The organism is Plantactinospora endophytica (genome assembly GCF_016862915.1).
GTDB lineage: Bacteria > Actinomycetota > Actinomycetes > Mycobacteriales > Micromonosporaceae > Plantactinospora > Plantactinospora endophytica.
In genome coordinates, this window is record NZ_BONW01000021.1 from 374,266 (window position 1) to 389,790 (window position 15,525).

The window sequence follows — 15,525 nt, forward strand, 5'->3', positions numbered from 1 at the left end:
GAACCCCGCCAGGGGGCGAACCCCGGCGACGGTCCCCAGTCGAGGGAGGGTGGGGGCGGAACGGCGGAGATCGCGGTGAGCAGGTCGGCGGTGGCCCGGGCCGGGTCGGTGGCGTTGGCGACGGCACCGACCACGGCCACCCCGTACGCCCCGGCGGCCAGCAGTGCCGGTACCCGCTCGGCGGTGATCCCGCCGATCGCGATCACCGGTACCGGCACGGCCGAGGCGACCCGGCGGATTCCCTCCGGGCCGATCGGTGCGGGCAGTCCGTCCTTGGTGGAGGTGGCGTGGCAGGGGCCGACGCCGAGGTAGCTGGCGCCGGCCGCGACCGCCGCCGTACCCGTTTCCGGGTCGCGGGCGGTCGCGCCGAGCACGGCGTCCGGGCCGAGCACCCGGCGGGCGGCGTCGACCGGCAGGTCCCGGGCACCGACGTGCCCGCCGGCCGCCCCGACCGCCAACGCGAGGTGCAGCCGGTCGTTGACCAGGCAGGTCGCCCCGACGTCGGCACAGCGACGGGCGACCTCGACGGCCAGCTCGTACGCCGTCCGGTCGTCGGCGTCGTCGGTGACCCGGACCTGTACGACCAGTTCGGAGCCGGCGACCGAGAGGGCCGCGTCGACGACCGCGAGCGGGTCCCGCCCCGGTCGGGTGTCGGTGATGAGGTGGAGTCGTCCTGGAGATGGCACGGCAACACTCCTCCCTGCGCCGGCATTACCCGGATCAGGTTCGACGGTCGGGGGCTGGCTAGCCCCCCTCTCAGCCCGGTCCACCGGGCTCCCGTGGGTTACTTGTCGGCGAGCGTACGCGGCCGGTCACGGATCCGTAAAGGGCCGTGATAAATCGCACAGTGTCAACACTCGACCACGTACCGCCGATCCGGAGCCGCGAGGGGCGGCCGAGCGAGCCGCACCGAGCAGATGGCACCCGGCCTGCTCACCCCGCTGACAGTCGGCGGATATGTCTGTCCTATCCGGATCATTCCACCTCGTTACGCAACCGTTACCCGAATTAACCTCACCGCCGTATTCCGGCCGCCCAGCAGGCGGCCCTAATTTGTTCAAGAACAAGGCAAAATTCGACGGTCGGTGCTTCGGCGAGCTCCGGCCGTCGCACCACCCCCGTGGCGGTCTTCGGCGTACCGACCCGGGATCCCTGCTGTCCTCCCCGGACCAAGGAGATCCTCCGTGTCCAGTCCCGGCCGCTCCGGCGGCACCTCGCACCCCCCACACCCCGATCGCAGATTCCGACGCGGCCTCGTCGGCGCGACCGCGGCCGTGCTGCTCGGCACGACCGCACTCGCCGCCACCCCGGCCTCGGCCGCTCCGGCGGTGCTTCCGCTGGCCCAGGCACCCGTGAAGAAGGTGCCGGCACTCGAACTGGCCCCCGAGGCCGAACCGTTCAGCGTGCTGGTCTTCTCCAAGACGGCGGGCTTCCGGCACGACTCCATCCCGGCGGGCATCGCCGCGATCCAGAAACTCGGCGCGGATAACGGGTTCACCGTCGACGCGACCGAGGACGCGGCGGCGTTCACCGACACCAACCTCGACAAGTACCAGGCGGTGATCTGGCTCTCCACCACCGGTGACGTACTCAACGCCGACCAGCAGGCCGCGTTCGAGCGGTACATCAAGGACGGCGGCGGCTACGCCGGCGTGCACGCGGCCTCGGACACCGAGTACGACTGGCCCTGGTACGGCGACCTGGTCGGGGCGTACTTCGCCTCGCACCCGGCCAACCAGCAGGCAACGATCAAGGTCGAGGACCACGCGCACGAGTCCACGAACGACCTGCCGGCCGAGTGGTCCCGGTACGACGAGTGGTACAACTTCCGCGACAACCCGCGCGGCGACGTACACGTGCTCGCCTCGCTCGACGAGACCAGCTACGCGCCCGGTGCCGGGGCGATGGGCCACGACCACCCGTTCGCCTGGTGCCAGGACTACGACGGCGGCCGGGCCTGGTACACGGCCGGCGGCCACACCCAGCAGTCGTACGCGGAGCCGGAGTTCCTGGCCCACCTGCTCGGTGGCATCCAGACCGCCGCCGGTGCCGTGGACGCGGACTGCACCGCCTCGCTGACCAGCAGCTTCGAGAAGATCACGCTGGACAGCAACACCAACAACCCGATGGAGCTGGACGTCGCCGCCGACGGGCGGGTCTTCTACATCGAGCGGGACGGCCGGGTCCAGATCATCAAGCCGGACACCGGTACCACGGTGACCGCCGCCGACCTCGACGTCTTCACCGGCAACGAGGACGGGCTGATCGGCATCCGGCTCGACCCGGACTTCGCCACCAACAAGTGGGTGTACCTCTACTACGCCCCGAACGGCGGCGGCCCCCGCAACTATCTCTCCCGGTTCACGGTCGTCGGTGACACCCTCGACCTGGCCAGCGAGAAGATCGTGCTCCAGGTGACGACGCAGCGGAACACCTGCTGCCACGCGGGTGGCAGCATGACGTTCGACAGCGCCGGCAACCTCTACCTGGCCACCGGGGACAACACCAACCCGTTCGAGTCGAACTCCTTCACCCCGATCGACGAGCGGACGGGCCGGCAGGACTTCGACGCGCAGCGCAGCTCCGGCAACACCAACGACCTGCGCGGCAAGGTCATCCGGATCCACCCGGAGGACGACGGGACGTACACCATCCCGCAGGGCAACCTGTTCGCGCCGGGCACCGACAAGACCCGGCCGGAGATCTACGCGATGGGCTTCCGGAACCCGTTCCGGATCGGCGTCGACGCGAAGTCGAACACCCTCTACGTGGCCGACTACGGCCCGGACGCCGGAGCGGCGAACCCGGACCGCGGTCCGGAGGGAACGGTGGAGTGGAACATCGTCGGGCAGGCCGGCAACTACGGCTGGCCGTACTGCCACGGCGCGAACTACGCGTACAACGACTACCAGTTCCCGTCCGGGCCGAGCGGGGCGAAGTTCGACTGCGCCGCACCGGTGAACAACTCGCCGAACAACACCGGGCTGACCAACCTGCCCCCGGCGATCCCGGCGACCGTCGACTACGACTACAGCGGCAACCCGCTGTTCCCGGAGATCGGCGGCGGCGGTGCCCCGATGGGCGGCCCGGTCTACCGGTACGACCCGGAGAACCCGTCCGAGCGCAAGTGGCCGGCGTACTACGACGGCAAGGCGATGTTCGGCGAGTGGAACCAGAACAAGATGTACGCGTTCCAGGTCACCGACGACGGCAAGTCCCTCGTGGACATCAACCAGCTCTTCACCGGGATGACCTTCATCCGGCCGATGGACTTCGAGTTCGGCCCTGACGGCGCGCTCTACCTGATCGAGTGGGGCAGCGGCTTCGGCGGCAACAACGACAACTCCGGCGTCTACCGGATCGAGTACATCGCCGGTGACCGGGCGCCGATCGCGGTCGCCACCGCGAACCCGACCTCCGGCCCGGCCCCGTTGACCGTGGCGTTCTCCAGCGAGGGCTCCCGGGACCCGGACGGCGGCCCGATCACCTACGCGTGGACGTTCGGCGACGGCGGCACCTCGACCGAGCCGAACCCGACGCACACGTACCCGGCGGCCGGCAACTACACCGCCCAGCTCACCGTCACCAACGACACCGGCCGGACGGCGGTGGCGAACGTGCCGGTGACGGTCGGCAACACCGCCCCGACGGTGACCATCGAGTTCCCGCCGGACGGCGGGTTCTTCGACTGGGGCGACCAGGTCAAGTACAAGGTCAAGGTGACCGACCCCGAGGACGGGGAGATCGACTGCACCAAGGTGAAGCTCCAGTCGTTCCTCGGCCACGACGAGCACGCCCACCCGATGGGCGAGCAGACCGGCTGCGAGGGCTCGGTGCAGACCGCGCTCGCCGCCAGCCACGGTGCCGACGCCAACGTGTTCGCGGTCTTCGAGGCCACCTACGTCGACGGCGGCGGGGCCGGCGGGTCCAACCCGCTGACCGGCCGGGCGATCGAGCAGTTGCAGCCGAAGCGGAAGCAGGCCGAGTACTACGCGGCCACCGGCCGGGCGCCGGGCGCGGTCGGCGGCGGTGACCCGGGCGTACAGACCCAGGCCACCACCGACGTCGAGGGCGGCTTCGAGAACATCGGCTTCATCGAGGACGGCGACTACTGGACCTTCGACCCGACCAACCTGACCGGCATCACCGGGTTCCGGTTCCGGGCCTCCTCGGCCGGCGGCGGTTCCCGGATCGAGGTGCGCTCCGGCGCGGCCGACGGCCCGCTGCTGGCCACCGCCACCGTACCGAACACCGGCGGCTGGCAGACCTTCACCAACGCCACGGCCGAACTGGCGGCGCCGAGCACGGCGAGCGGACCGCTGTTCTTCGTGGCCAAGAACCCGGTCGGGGCCACCGGCACGGGTGCGATCCTCAACGTCAACTGGGTCGACTTCCTCGGTCGCGGTGTCACCGACAACGCGCCGCCGACGGTCTCCGCCACCGCCACCCCGACCACCGGCACCGCGCCGGTCGCGGTGAGCTTCGACGGCACCGCCAGCGACGCCGAGGGCGACAACCCGCTGACGTACGCCTGGGACTTCGGGGACGGGGGCACGGCGAACACCCTGGACGCCACGCACACGTACACCGGCCCGGGTACGTTCGCCGCGACCCTGACCGTGACGGACTCGCGCGGCGCCGCCGCGTACGCCACGGTGACGGTCAAGGTGGAGGCGCCGAACACCTCGTGCTTCGGGGCCCGCTCGGACGACTTCACCGGCAGCGAGCTGGACAAGGCCCGCTGGTCGACGGTGCTCCGGGAGAACCAGCTCTACGGTGTGCGGGGCGGCTCCCTCGTCCTGCCCACCTCGGTCGGCGACCTGTACGGCACCCGCAACGACGCCACCAACGTCGTACTGCAACCGGCGCCGAACGGTAGCTGGCAGGCCACCACCAAGGTGAGCCTGGTGGCGGTCGAGAACTACCAGCAGGCCGGTCTGATCGTCTACGGCGACGACGACAACTACGCCAAGGTGGACCTGCTGTACAACGGCAACCGGGTAGTCGAGTTCATCCGGGAGACCGCCGGCACCCCGCGCAACGAGGGCGGCGACTCGGCACCGGCACCCGCCGGTGACTCGATCTACCTGCGGCTGATCAGCGACGGAGTGAACCTGACGGCGGCCATGTCGGCCGACGGCCAGACCTTCACCCCGGTCGGCCGGTCGGCGGCGCTGGCCGGGATCAGCAACCCGAAGGTGGGGCTGTTCGCGCTGAACGGCGGCACCACCGCACCGGTGGTCGACGCCAGCTTCGACTGGTTCCAGATCACGCCGGACGAGCCGGCCGGCGAGGTGACCCCGAACGACGAGTTCACCGGGACCAGCCTCGACAAGTGCCGGTGGGACGGCATCGTCCGGGAGGACGCGACGAAGTACCGGGTCGCCGACGGCGCCCTGCACATCGACGTGCCGAACGGTGACATCTACACCGGCAACAACACCGGGCCGACGAACTTCATGCTCCAGACCGCTCCCGAGGGCGACTGGACGATCGAGACGAAGGTCGACGGCAGCAAGCTGAACGAGCAGTACCAGCAGGCCGGCCTGATCGTCTACGGCGACGACGACAACTACCTGAAGTTGGACTTCATCGCCGACAACCAGGTGGGTCAGCCGGTCAGCCGGCGGATCGAGTTCCGCAGCGAGATCGCGGCCGCCGTGCAGGACCCGCAGCCGCAGGTCACCAACCTCACCGAGTCGGTGTGGCACCTGCGACTGGCGAAGTCGGGTAACGCCTACACGGCGGCGTACTCGGCGGACGGGACGACCTGGACGGAATTCCCGGCGCTGACCAACGCCGCGGTGGGTGCCACGCCGCGGATCGGTCTGTTCAGCCTCGGGGCGGCGCAGACCGCCTCGAAGACCGTCTCGTTCGACTACTTCCGGCTCAGCACGGAGACCGTCGACGAGGCCGCCCCGGTGACCACCGCCACCGTGTCGGGAACCCCGACCGGCGGCTGGCACACCGGACCGGCGACCGTCACCCTCGCCGCCACCGACAACGCCGGGGGCAGCGGGGTCGACCGCACCGAATACCAGCTCGACGCGGCCACCACCTGGACCGCGTACACCGAGCCGGTGCTCGTCGCCGGGGACGGCCCGCACACCGTGCGGTTCCGTTCGGTGGACGAGGCGGGCAACGTCGAGGCGACGAAGTCGGTCGAGGTGAAGATCGACGCCACCGCGCCGGTCAGCACCGCCGCCTTCGCGCCGCCGACCGACGACGGCTGGCACAGCGGCACCATCCCGGTGACGCTGGCCGCCACCGACGCCGGTGCCGGGGTGGCCAAGCTGGAATGGTCGCTCGACGGCGGTGCCTGGACGGCGTACACCGAGCCGGTGAACGTGACCGGGGACGGGCAGCACGAGCTGCTCTACCGGGCCACCGACGCCGCCGGAAACGTCGAGACGCTCAAGTCGGCGATCGTCAAGATCGACGGCGTGAAGCCGACCGTCCTCGTCTCCGGGCTGGCCGACGGTCAGCTCTACGGTGACAGCCAGGACGTCCGGGTGAACTGGTCGGCGGTCGACCCGACCTCCGGCATCAAGGCGACGGTGGGCACGCTGGACGGACGCCCGTACCAGCCGAACACCCTGCAGGCGATGTACGAGCTGCCGCTCGGCCTGCACGAGCTGACCGTGACCGCGACGGACAAGGCCGGCAACACCACGACCTCGACCGTACGGTTCTTCGTCACCACCTCGTTCCGGGACATGCAGCAGTTGCTGGACCGGTTCAAGGCGACGGGTCGACTGTCGGCCAAGGGGCACAAGCAGTTGTCGAACAAGCTCGACACGGTCCGCCAGGCCGAGGCGAGCGGCAACGACAACAAGGCGATCAACCAGCTCGGCCAGTTCAAGGCACTCGCCGCGGACACCACGCTGGTGACCGAGGCGGAGATCCGGGACGTACTGGTCCGGGACGCCGACGCGATGATCGTCCGGCTGGGCGGCAGCCCGAGCGCCTCCGGGGTCAAGGCCAACGACGGCAAGTCGGTGCAGGGCACCGGCCGGCTGGTCGAGGACCCGACCCGGCTGAAGCGGGGCGCGAAGCTCTAGCCCGGAAAGTTCGGCACGTCAGGTAAGCGCGGGGGCGGTCACCATCCGGCGACCGCCCCCGTACCCGTCCAGCGCACCACCACCGCCGCGAACGCAGCCGTCACCCCCACTGCGAACACAACCGTCACCCTCGCTGCGAACACAACCGTCACCCTCGCAGCCGACACACCCGACCGGCGGACAGAACTGCAGGAAACACAGCCGACCGGCGAACGAAGTCGCCGGAAACAGAACCGACCGGCGAACGAACCCGCCGGAAACCAGCCGAGCCGACCGGCGAAGGAAGCCGCCGGGAAGGAGTGCCCCGAATGCGACACCGACCCTCGACTGCGGTTGGCTCGACGGCCGCGCCGGCACCCGCCACCCGGTCCGCGCGGCGGATCCCCGGCCTCCGGGCGCTCGTACCGCTGCTCTGCGCACTCTTCCTCGCCGCCGGGCTGGCTCCGGCGGCGCCGGCCGCCGCGCACGGCGACAAGATCAAGCTTCTGGTCGCCGGTGACGGCGCCACCGGGGTGACCGTGCAGGCCAGCTACCAGGACGGTCATCCGCTCGACAACGGCGTCCGGCTGGTGCTGACCGCCACCGGCGAGGGCGGCCGGACGCTCGGCCCGCTCCAGCTCAACCCGGCCGGCGAGGGCGAGGGCTTCTACAGCACCGGGCCGGTCCTCACGCCCGGCTCGTGGCAGGTCACGGTCACCGCGCCGAAGCCCACCCCGGCCTCGGTACAGGTGGTCGTGCAGGCCCGCGCCGCCCAGGCCGCCCCGCCCCCGCGCGCGGCCGCCGCGCCCGAGCCGGCCGGCACGTCGACCACCTGGCTGTGGTGGGTGGCCGGGGCCGCGGTGGCCCTCGCCGCCGTCGCCACGCTCGGCGCCCTCCTGGTACGCACCCGCACCCGCCGCCCCTGACCCCTCCGGCCATACCAACCGCTCAACACCCTCCCCCATCCCACACCGCTCCCCCACAACCCACACCACCCGCCGCAGCCGCACCACCTCCGCCGCGCCACGTCGTTCACCTGGACGTCAGAGGCGTTATCCGGGTCGGTTAGCGCCTCTGACGTCCAGGTCAGCGCCGCACACTGCAAGGGCGGGCGGTGGCGCGGGAGAGTTCGGTGCCGGGAAGCGAGTGGGTGGGGGTGACGCCGGGCTGCCGGTCACCACTCCGCTGCGTACCGCCTTCGACCTGGGACGGAAGTCGCCGCGTACCGAGGCGGTGGTGGCGGTGGACGCGCTGCTGAACCGTCGACTCGTGAAGCGCGGCGCACTCACCGACTTCCTCGCGGGGCATTCCGGCTGGCCCGGCGTAACTCTGCTGCGCGAGGTGCTCGGCCTGGCCGAGCCGCTCACCGAGTCACCGATGGAAACCCGCCTCCGGCTGTTGCTCGTCAACGCCGGCCTGCCGACGCCGACGGCGCAACACGACGTGTACGACGCCCGGGGCCGGTTCGTCGGCCGGGTCGACCTCGCCTGTCCCCGTCTGCGGATCGCGCTGGAGTACGAGGGTGACCACCACCGCGAGCGGGCGCACTTTCGGCAGGACGTCGCCCGGCTGCACGAGTTGCGCGCCGCCGGGTGGACCGTGCTCCGCTTCACCGCCGACGACGTCCTGCGCCAACCCGCCCGAGTTGTCGCCCAGGTCGCCCAAGCTGTCCGGGAACGCTCCGCGCACGCCTGAACCCTCCGCTCACCTGGACAGCAGAGGCGTTAACCACCAGCGGTAACGCCTCTGCTGTCCAGGTCGACGCGGTTGCCGTCAACGGAGAGTGGACGGGAGGTGGGAGGTGGGCGCGGTGCTCAGAGGAGGGCGCGGAGGGTGGCGAGGTCCTCGGGTGAGGGTTGCCAGGCTCCGGCGTTGGCGTTGGCGCGTACCTGGTCGGGGCTGGTGGCTCCGGCGATCACCGAGGTCACCGCCGGTTGGGCGGCCAGGCCGCCGATCGCCACGTCCAGCAGGGTACGGCCGCGCTCGGCGGCGTACTTCTCCAGTGCCTCGATGGTGTCCCACGGTGCTGCGGCCAGCCGGGCGGCGTACCTCGGGTTGGCGCCGGCGAGCCGACTGTCCGACGGCGGCTGGGCACCCCGCTTGTACTTGCCGGTGAGCAGCCCGTCGGCGAGCGGGAAGAACGGCAGCAGGCCGAGCCCGAAACGCTCGGCGGCCGGCACGACCTCCCGCTCCACGTTCCGCTGCAACAGGCTGTACTCGTTCTGCGCGCTGACGAACGGCGTGAGGCCCCGGGTACGCGCCGTCCAGGCCGCGTCGGCGATCTGCCAGCCGGCGAAGTTGGAGTTGCCCAGGTAGCGGACCTTGCCATCCCGGACCAGGTCGTCGAGTGCGCGCAGGGTTTCCTCGATCGGGGTACCAGGGTCGGGCTCGTGCAGTTGATACAGGTCGATGTGGTCGGTGCCCAGCCGGCGCAGCGACGCCTCGACCGCCCGGGCGACGTAGCGTCGGGCACCCCGGGCGCCGTGGTCCGGCCCGTTCATCCCGGACATGCTCATGCCGAACTTGGTCGCCAGCACGACGTCGTCCCGCCGGCCACGCAGCGCGGCCCCGAGTTGCTCCTCCGAACCGCCGTGCGGCTCGCCGTAGATGTCGGCGGTGTCGAAGAAGTTGATGCCGGCGTCCAGGGCGGCGTCGACCACGGCCCGGGTACCGCCGGCGTCGAGCTTGCGGCCGAAGTTGTTGCAGCCGATCCCGACCACGGACACCACGAGCCCGGAGTCGCCCAACCGGCGGTAGGTCATCTCAGTCACGAGATCAACCTTATGCCGCGGGCGCCGGCACGCCACCTCGCACCGGTACCCGCTCACCCGTGCGGCGTACGACAATTCGAGAAACGAATTCGCCACCGATTCGCGTTTGTGAAATCGACGGACGGGCTGGCGCGTCGCGTACTCGCGCCGGAAACTGCTATATATCGTGGGCACGGATACGGCAACCCTCTGCAATTGCCCGTGCCGTTCCTGGTCGCCGGGCGAGGTGCCGAAAGGCGGGTTCGCATGGCGGTGAACGGCCGATTCGACCGGCCGGGGGCGGAGGTGTCCGTCGTCCCCGCCCAGGTCAACAGGGAGAGCAACGCGCCGATCGAGGTGACGGTCGTGCTGCCCTGTTACAACGAGCAGGCACACGTACTCGCCGAAGTCGAGCGGATCTGCGTGGCAATGGACGCGAGCGGTCTCCAATACGAATTACTGGCGATCGACGACGCGTCCACGGACCGGACGTTGGAGATCCTGCGCGGGGCGGCAGGCCGTTTTCCCCGGCTGCGGGTGCTGGGCTTCCACCGCAACGGCGGCTCCGGTACCGCGCGCCGAATCGGTACGGAACAGGCTCGCGGCAACATCGTGGTGTGGACCGACGCGGACATGACCTATCCGAACGAGCGCATCCCGGAGTTCGTCCGGCTGCTGCTAGGCGACCCGCACGTCGACCAGGTGGTCGGCGCCCGGACGAGTGAACAGGGCAGCCACAAGTTCCTCCGGGTACCGGCGAAGTGGCTCATCCGCAAGATCGCCGAGCGGCTGGCCGGTACCCGAATTCCCGACCTCAACTCCGGGCTCCGGGCGTTCCGCCGAGACGTGTCGCTGCCCTACCTCCGGCTGCTGCCGCCCGGTTTCTCCTGCGTCACCACCATCACGATGGCCTTCCTGCACAACCAGCACGACGTGTACTACCTGCCGATCTCGTACGCCCGTCGGTCCGGCTCGTCGAAGTTCCACTTCGTCCGGGACGCCTACCGCTACCTGCTCCAGGTCGTCCGGATGGTGATGTACTTCAACCCGCTCAAGGTCCTGATGCCGCCGTCGCTGCTGCTGCTCACCGTCGGCTCCGGAAAAGTCGTCTACGACCTGGTCGCGCATCCGGTCCGGATCGCCACCAACACCGTGCTGCTGCTCTGCGCCGGTCTGATCGTCGGCGCGGTCGCGCTGCTCGCCGACCTGATCGTCCGGTCCAGAATCGACTGGCCACCCGGAAACCGCTCGTGAACGGAGCGGTGCCGAGCGCCACCGCACTGCTCCGGATCCGGGCCCTGAGCAGCGCACTCAAGGCCAGCGGACTCCGGGTCCGGAGCAGTGGGCTCAGGGGCAGTGGGCTTAGGAGCAGTGGGCTCAGGGGCAGCGGACTCCGGAACAGTGGGCTCAGGGCCCAGCGCAGTGGGCTCCGGGTCCGGGGCACCGAGGTCCGGGGCAGCGGGCCGGGGGTCCGGCGGGATCTCCGGCGGGTCGAGCGGTGGGGCTGGACGACCGTCGCCGCCATCACCGGAATCGTCGCGCTGACCTGGATCCCGCTGCTCGACATGCCGTTCGGCGACAACCACCTGGGCCGGATCATCGGCCGGTACGCGCTGCACCTGCGCAACCTCCAGGAGCAGGGACTCCTCGGCTCGCACTTCGGCGCCGACTGGGTGCCGTACGCCTCGGCGCCGTACGCGCACCATCCGCCGCTGCTCAACCTGCTCACCGCGCTGACCGGACTGCTCCCCGGTGACGGCGAGTACCAGGTGTGGCTGCCGCCGTACCTGCTGGCCCTGTCGATCGTCCCGGCCGGTGCCGCACTGCTGCGCGGGATCGGGCTGCGCTGGTCGGCCACCCTGCTGGCGGTCGGCCTGATGACGGCCACCACCTTCTACTGGGTGTACAGCCCGCTGATGTTCGACCTGGGACCGATCCTGGCGCTCTCCGCCACGGTGGTACGACTGCGCGCCCGCCCCGATCCGTCGCGCCGGCTCGTCCTCGGCGCCTGCCTCGCCGCGTTCCTCACCACCCTGGTCTCCTGGCCCGGCGTCGGGTTCGCCGCCGCACTCGGGCTGTGGCTGCTGGCGGCCCGGCGGGTCGACCGGGTGACGGTGCCGGTCGGCGCGAGCATGCTGGCCGGGGTGGCGATCAGTCTGACCTTCGTGGTCGGGGTCACCGGGATGACCATGCTCGGCGGGCAGGCCGAGCTGCGTAGCACCGGTGGCAGTTACACCGTCTGGCAGTTCCTCGGCCGCCAGTGGCAGTACGCCGCCGACCTGCTCCCGGTCTGGTACATCGCCGCGCTGCCGGTCGGGGCGGTGGTCGGGCTGCTGGACCGCCGTACCCGGAGCTACCTGGCGATGGCGATCGCCTTCACCGCCGCCTGGATCCTCGGGCTGAACAACGGCGCCTTCGTCCACTCGTACTGGTCCTACCCGATCCTGGTGGTCGGGCTCGTCGGGATGGGCGTACTGCTGGACCGTGTCACCGACCACCTCATGGCCGCCCGACGCCCCACCCCGGGCCACGAACTCGATGGTCCGCACCCGGGCCACGAACCCCACGAACTCGACGGACTTCACGAACTCGACAGAGTCCACGGACTCCACGAACTCGACAGGCTTCACGGGTCGGACGCCGACGGCCGGCTCGACGGTTCGGGGCCGGGCGGCGGAGGAACGCCGGCCGTGGTCCGCCGGGTCGGACGGTCCGAGCGGGCCGGTCGGTGGCTGGCCCGCCGGCCGGTACGGGTGACGGTAGCGCTGCTGGTCGGGACGGCGCTCGGGACGTACCTCGGGGTGCTCGTCGTCGGTCCGGACCGGCAACGCCTGCTGGAGGAGCCGGCCCAGGCCGGGCGGCTGGTGGCCGGACACCCGCCACCGGCCGGTCAGCGGTACGCCTGGGTGGCCGGCACGGGTGCGACCAGTCCACGATGGCTCGCCTACTACTGGCGGCTGAAGCCCCGCCTGCTCACCGCCACCACGCTGACCGCCGCGCCGACCCGCCCCGAGGACCTGGTACTGGTCAACCTGCGCAGGCGCCCGGACTGGATGCCCGAGTCGGTCGAGGCACAGGCCGTGGCGCGGGCCGGGCCGTACGCGCTGTTTCCGGTCGCCGTACTCCGTGACGCCGCCGGATCGTAGCCCCGATCCCCGATCCCCGATTCCCGATCCCCGGCCTAAGGTCCCGATCCCGATCTCGGGCTGTCACTCCGCTCCGGGGGAGCCCGCCGGACGCGACTGCTTCCGTGGATCGAGCGGCTAGGGGCGGGTGGCCAGCGCGACCAGCCCCGGACCACGGTCGGGCCGCATCCGCTGGAGGACGACGAACGGCGACACCGCCAGCCGGATGGCTTCGCCGACCACCGTCCCGTTCGGTTGCAGAATGCGTCCCGAGCGCGACGTTCGCTCCTCTGCGGTGCCCCCCACCAGTCCGGGCCGATCCGCCGACCTGGGGCCACCTGCCGAGTCGGGACCGGCCGCTCGGTCGAGGCCGTCGGCCGGGTCGGCTTCGTCGGCCGGCGCGCGGCCCTCGTCGGGTCCGGCGCCGCCAGAGTCGGCACGGCGTCCGGCCCAGCGGTCCCGTACGGCGTCGAGAAGATAGCCGAGCGGCCAGCCGTAGTGCACCACCCGTACGTCGGTGGCACCGGCATCGCACAGCCGCTGCCGGAGCTGTTCGGCCGAGTACCGCCGGTAGTGCCCGACCAGGGTGTCCCAGGCACCGAACCGGTCCGGATCGGCGGGTACCGAGAGCAGCAGGTGACCACCGGGCCGGGCCAGCGTCAGCCACTCGGCCAGCACCGGCAGGTCGTCGGCGATGTGTTCGAGCACCTCGAACGCGCAGACCAGGTCGTAGCCGCCGGCCCTCGGCACCTGCCGGTGGTCCCCGTTCAGCACCGTCCCGCCCAGCGGGGTGATCCGGGCGTGTGCGGTCCGGTAGCTGCGTGGATCGGGTTCGGCGGCGGTGTAGTTGCCGAGTCGGGCCAGCCGGGTGCCGACCGATCCGAGCCCGCAGCCGAGTTCCAGGATCGTCTCCGGCCGGCACTCCGCCACCATCCGACGTACGACGTGCCAGCGCAGGGCCGCCCGGGGTGGCAGCGGCGGGTCGGCGGCGAGCGCGGTCACCCGATCCACCGAACCGGACCGCCGGCCGGACCAGCATCCGGGCCTGCGGCGGTCGGGTCGACACCGGCCGCACCGGTACCCGTCAGGCTGGTGGCCGAAGCCGGGGACGAAGCCGGAGCCGGGGACGAAGCCGAGGTCGAGGTCGGAGCCAGAGTCGGCTCCGGGTTCGGAGTCGGAGTCGGGCTCGGAGTCGGAGTCGGGCTCGGGGTCAGAGTTGGAGCCGGGATCGGGATCGGGATCGACTCGCCGGACCGGTCCGTGGCACACGGATGGCCGGTGGAGCCGTCCCGCTCGACGGCGGCGCCGAGCCGGCGGCGTACCGGCGCGACGACGGCGGCCGGCCAGAAGTACTCCACCGCCCGGCGCCGGGCGGCCCGCCGGAGCCGGGCGAGTCGGTCCGGCTCCCCGGCCAGCGCGCGGAGCGCGTCGGCCAGCGCGGACGGGTCGCCGGCCGGGACGAAGACCGCCGCGTCGCCGAGGGCGCGCCGCTGCGGAGCGGTGTCGGACGTGACGATCGCACAGCCGGCGGCGGCGCCCTGGAACACCTTCGTCGGTACCACTCGGCGGGCCTTCGCCGTCTCACCGAAGATCCCCAGCGACACGTCGTGCCGGGCGACGAGCGCGGGCAGTTCGCCGGCCGGAACCCAGTCGTACCAGGTCACCCGCGGGTTGTCGGCGGCGGCCCGACGGCAGGCCGAATGTTCCTGGCCGGTGCCGACCAGGGTGACCTCGATCGACTCGTCGGCGGCCAGCAGCGCCAGGGCGGTGCCCAGGGTCCGGGTGCCGTGCAGCGGGGTGAACAGGCCGACGAAAACGACCCGCAGCCCGCGCCGGCCGCCGCCGGCCGGTTCGCCGGGCCAGCGCGTTCGGGCGGTACGGGCACCAGCGGCGAACCACTCCGCTCCGGCTCCGACGGGTACGACGAGTCCCCGCTCCCGCGCCTCGTCGGGCAGCGCAGCCAGCTGCTCGGCGGTGTCCACCAGTACGACGTCGGCCCGGCGCAACGCGCCCTGGTCGATCGCCCGCATCAGCCGTCCCCGGAGACCGCCGGCACCGGCGAGTCCCCGGTCCCGGGCCGTCCCGGCGGCGGAGACGAGATGGTCCAGCACGATCGGCGTACCCCGGAACAGCCGGCGAGCCAGATGCACGTCGAAGTGCCCGAGATACCCGACCAGGACGGCATCGACCGGACCGGTGCCAACGGTTCCAGTGCCGGGGCTCCCCGTGCAGCCATTGGTGGCAGTGGTGCCGGTGACGGTGGCACCGGGGACGGTGGCGCCGGGGACGGCAGTGCCGGAGGCGATGGTGTCGGCAGTGCCAGTGGCGGTGATGTCAGTGCTGGTGCTGGTGCTGGTGCTGGTGGCTCGGCGGTGCCGGCGGGTCCGCAGCACGAGCAGGGTCCAGCACCGGGCCAGCTTGCCGACGAGCAGCGGAAGCCGCCACGGCTGGCGGAGCATGGCTATCCGACCGGCGGTGTCCAGGGCCAACGGCACGTTCAGTTCGACCACCTCGTCGCCGGCCGCCCGGAGCCCCTCGACGAGTACGCCGACCCGGGGATGTCGCCGTACGTCGTAGCTGCCGAACACCAGCCAACGCACGCCAGCAGAG

At 71.5% G+C, this 15,525-nt stretch carries 8 protein-coding genes, 1 pseudogene and 1 riboswitch; of the genes and pseudogenes, 5 read left to right on the forward strand and 4 right to left on the reverse strand.

All coding sequences use genetic code 11. From position 1 onward, the window contains the following. Positions 1-62: 62 nt before the first annotated feature. Positions 63-686, reverse strand: a pseudogene (thiE, locus tag Pen02_RS22685) (thiamine phosphate synthase); the annotation flags it as partial. Then, positions 681-791: riboswitch (TPP riboswitch) on the reverse strand. Its footprint overlaps the pseudogene before it by 6 nt. A 393-nt stretch (positions 792-1,184) precedes the next feature. On the opposite strand from thiE, the gene Pen02_RS22690 reads away from it, so the two are divergent. From Pen02_RS22690 to Pen02_RS22700, 3 genes are all read left to right on the forward strand, one after another. Continuing rightward, positions 1,185-7,061 carry a ThuA domain-containing protein gene (locus Pen02_RS22690; protein ID WP_239141097.1) on the forward strand — a complete coding sequence of 1,959 codons (5,877 nt, stop codon included), beginning with the start codon at positions 1,185-1,187 and terminating at the stop codon, positions 7,059-7,061. Between the two features lie 308 nt (positions 7,062-7,369). After that, a complete protein-coding gene (locus tag Pen02_RS22695; RefSeq protein ID WP_239141099.1) occupies positions 7,370-7,966 on the forward strand; it encodes a hypothetical protein in 597 nt (198 codons plus the stop codon). A 220-nt stretch (positions 7,967-8,186) separates the two neighbouring features. Further along, complete coding sequence (locus Pen02_RS22700; RefSeq protein WP_239141101.1) at positions 8,187-8,735, forward strand: endonuclease domain-containing protein; 549 nt, start codon at positions 8,187-8,189, stop codon at positions 8,733-8,735. A 119-nt stretch (positions 8,736-8,854) separates the two neighbouring features. Here Pen02_RS22700 and Pen02_RS22705 read toward each other — a convergent pair whose 3' ends face one another. After that, complete coding sequence (locus Pen02_RS22705) at positions 8,855-9,802, reverse strand: aldo/keto reductase (RefSeq protein WP_203868266.1); 948 nt, start codon at positions 9,800-9,802, stop codon at positions 8,855-8,857. A gap of 255 nt (positions 9,803-10,057) precedes the next feature. On the opposite strand from Pen02_RS22705, the gene Pen02_RS22710 reads away from it, so the two are divergent. Beyond that, the gene (locus tag Pen02_RS22710) at positions 10,058-11,044 is read left to right on the forward strand and encodes a glycosyltransferase family 2 protein (protein WP_203868093.1); all 987 of its coding nucleotides are present in this window, start codon (positions 10,058-10,060) and stop codon (positions 11,042-11,044) included. Then, positions 11,041-12,936, forward strand: coding sequence for a hypothetical protein (locus Pen02_RS22715; protein WP_203868094.1), 1,896 nt, complete (start codon positions 11,041-11,043; stop codon positions 12,934-12,936). The genes Pen02_RS22710 and Pen02_RS22715 overlap by 4 nt, the downstream gene beginning before the upstream one ends. 117 nt (positions 12,937-13,053) lie before the next feature. Here the strand turns inward: Pen02_RS22715 and Pen02_RS22720 are convergent, their stop codons facing one another. Both Pen02_RS22720 and Pen02_RS22725 read right to left on the reverse strand, forming a co-directional pair. Further along, complete coding sequence (locus Pen02_RS22720) at positions 13,054-13,926, reverse strand: class I SAM-dependent methyltransferase (RefSeq protein WP_203868095.1); 873 nt, start codon at positions 13,924-13,926, stop codon at positions 13,054-13,056. Next, positions 13,914-15,515 carry a glycosyltransferase gene (locus Pen02_RS22725; RefSeq protein WP_203868096.1) on the reverse strand — a complete coding sequence of 534 codons (1,602 nt, stop codon included), beginning with the start codon at positions 15,513-15,515 and terminating at the stop codon, positions 13,914-13,916. Before Pen02_RS22725 ends, Pen02_RS22720 begins: the two co-directional genes overlap by 13 nt. Positions 15,516-15,525 lie beyond the last annotated feature (10 nt).

Coding starts and splice junctions, on each gene's coding strand:
- Pen02_RS22695 (WP_239141099.1), top strand. CDS start 7,370: ATGCGACACCGACCCTCGACTGCGGTTGGCTCGACGGCCGCGCCGGCA.
- Pen02_RS22705 (WP_203868266.1), bottom strand. CDS start 9,802: ATGACCTACCGCCGGTTGGGCGACTCCGGGCTCGTGGTGTCCGTGGTC.
- Pen02_RS22710 (WP_203868093.1), top strand. CDS start 10,058: ATGGCGGTGAACGGCCGATTCGACCGGCCGGGGGCGGAGGTGTCCGTC.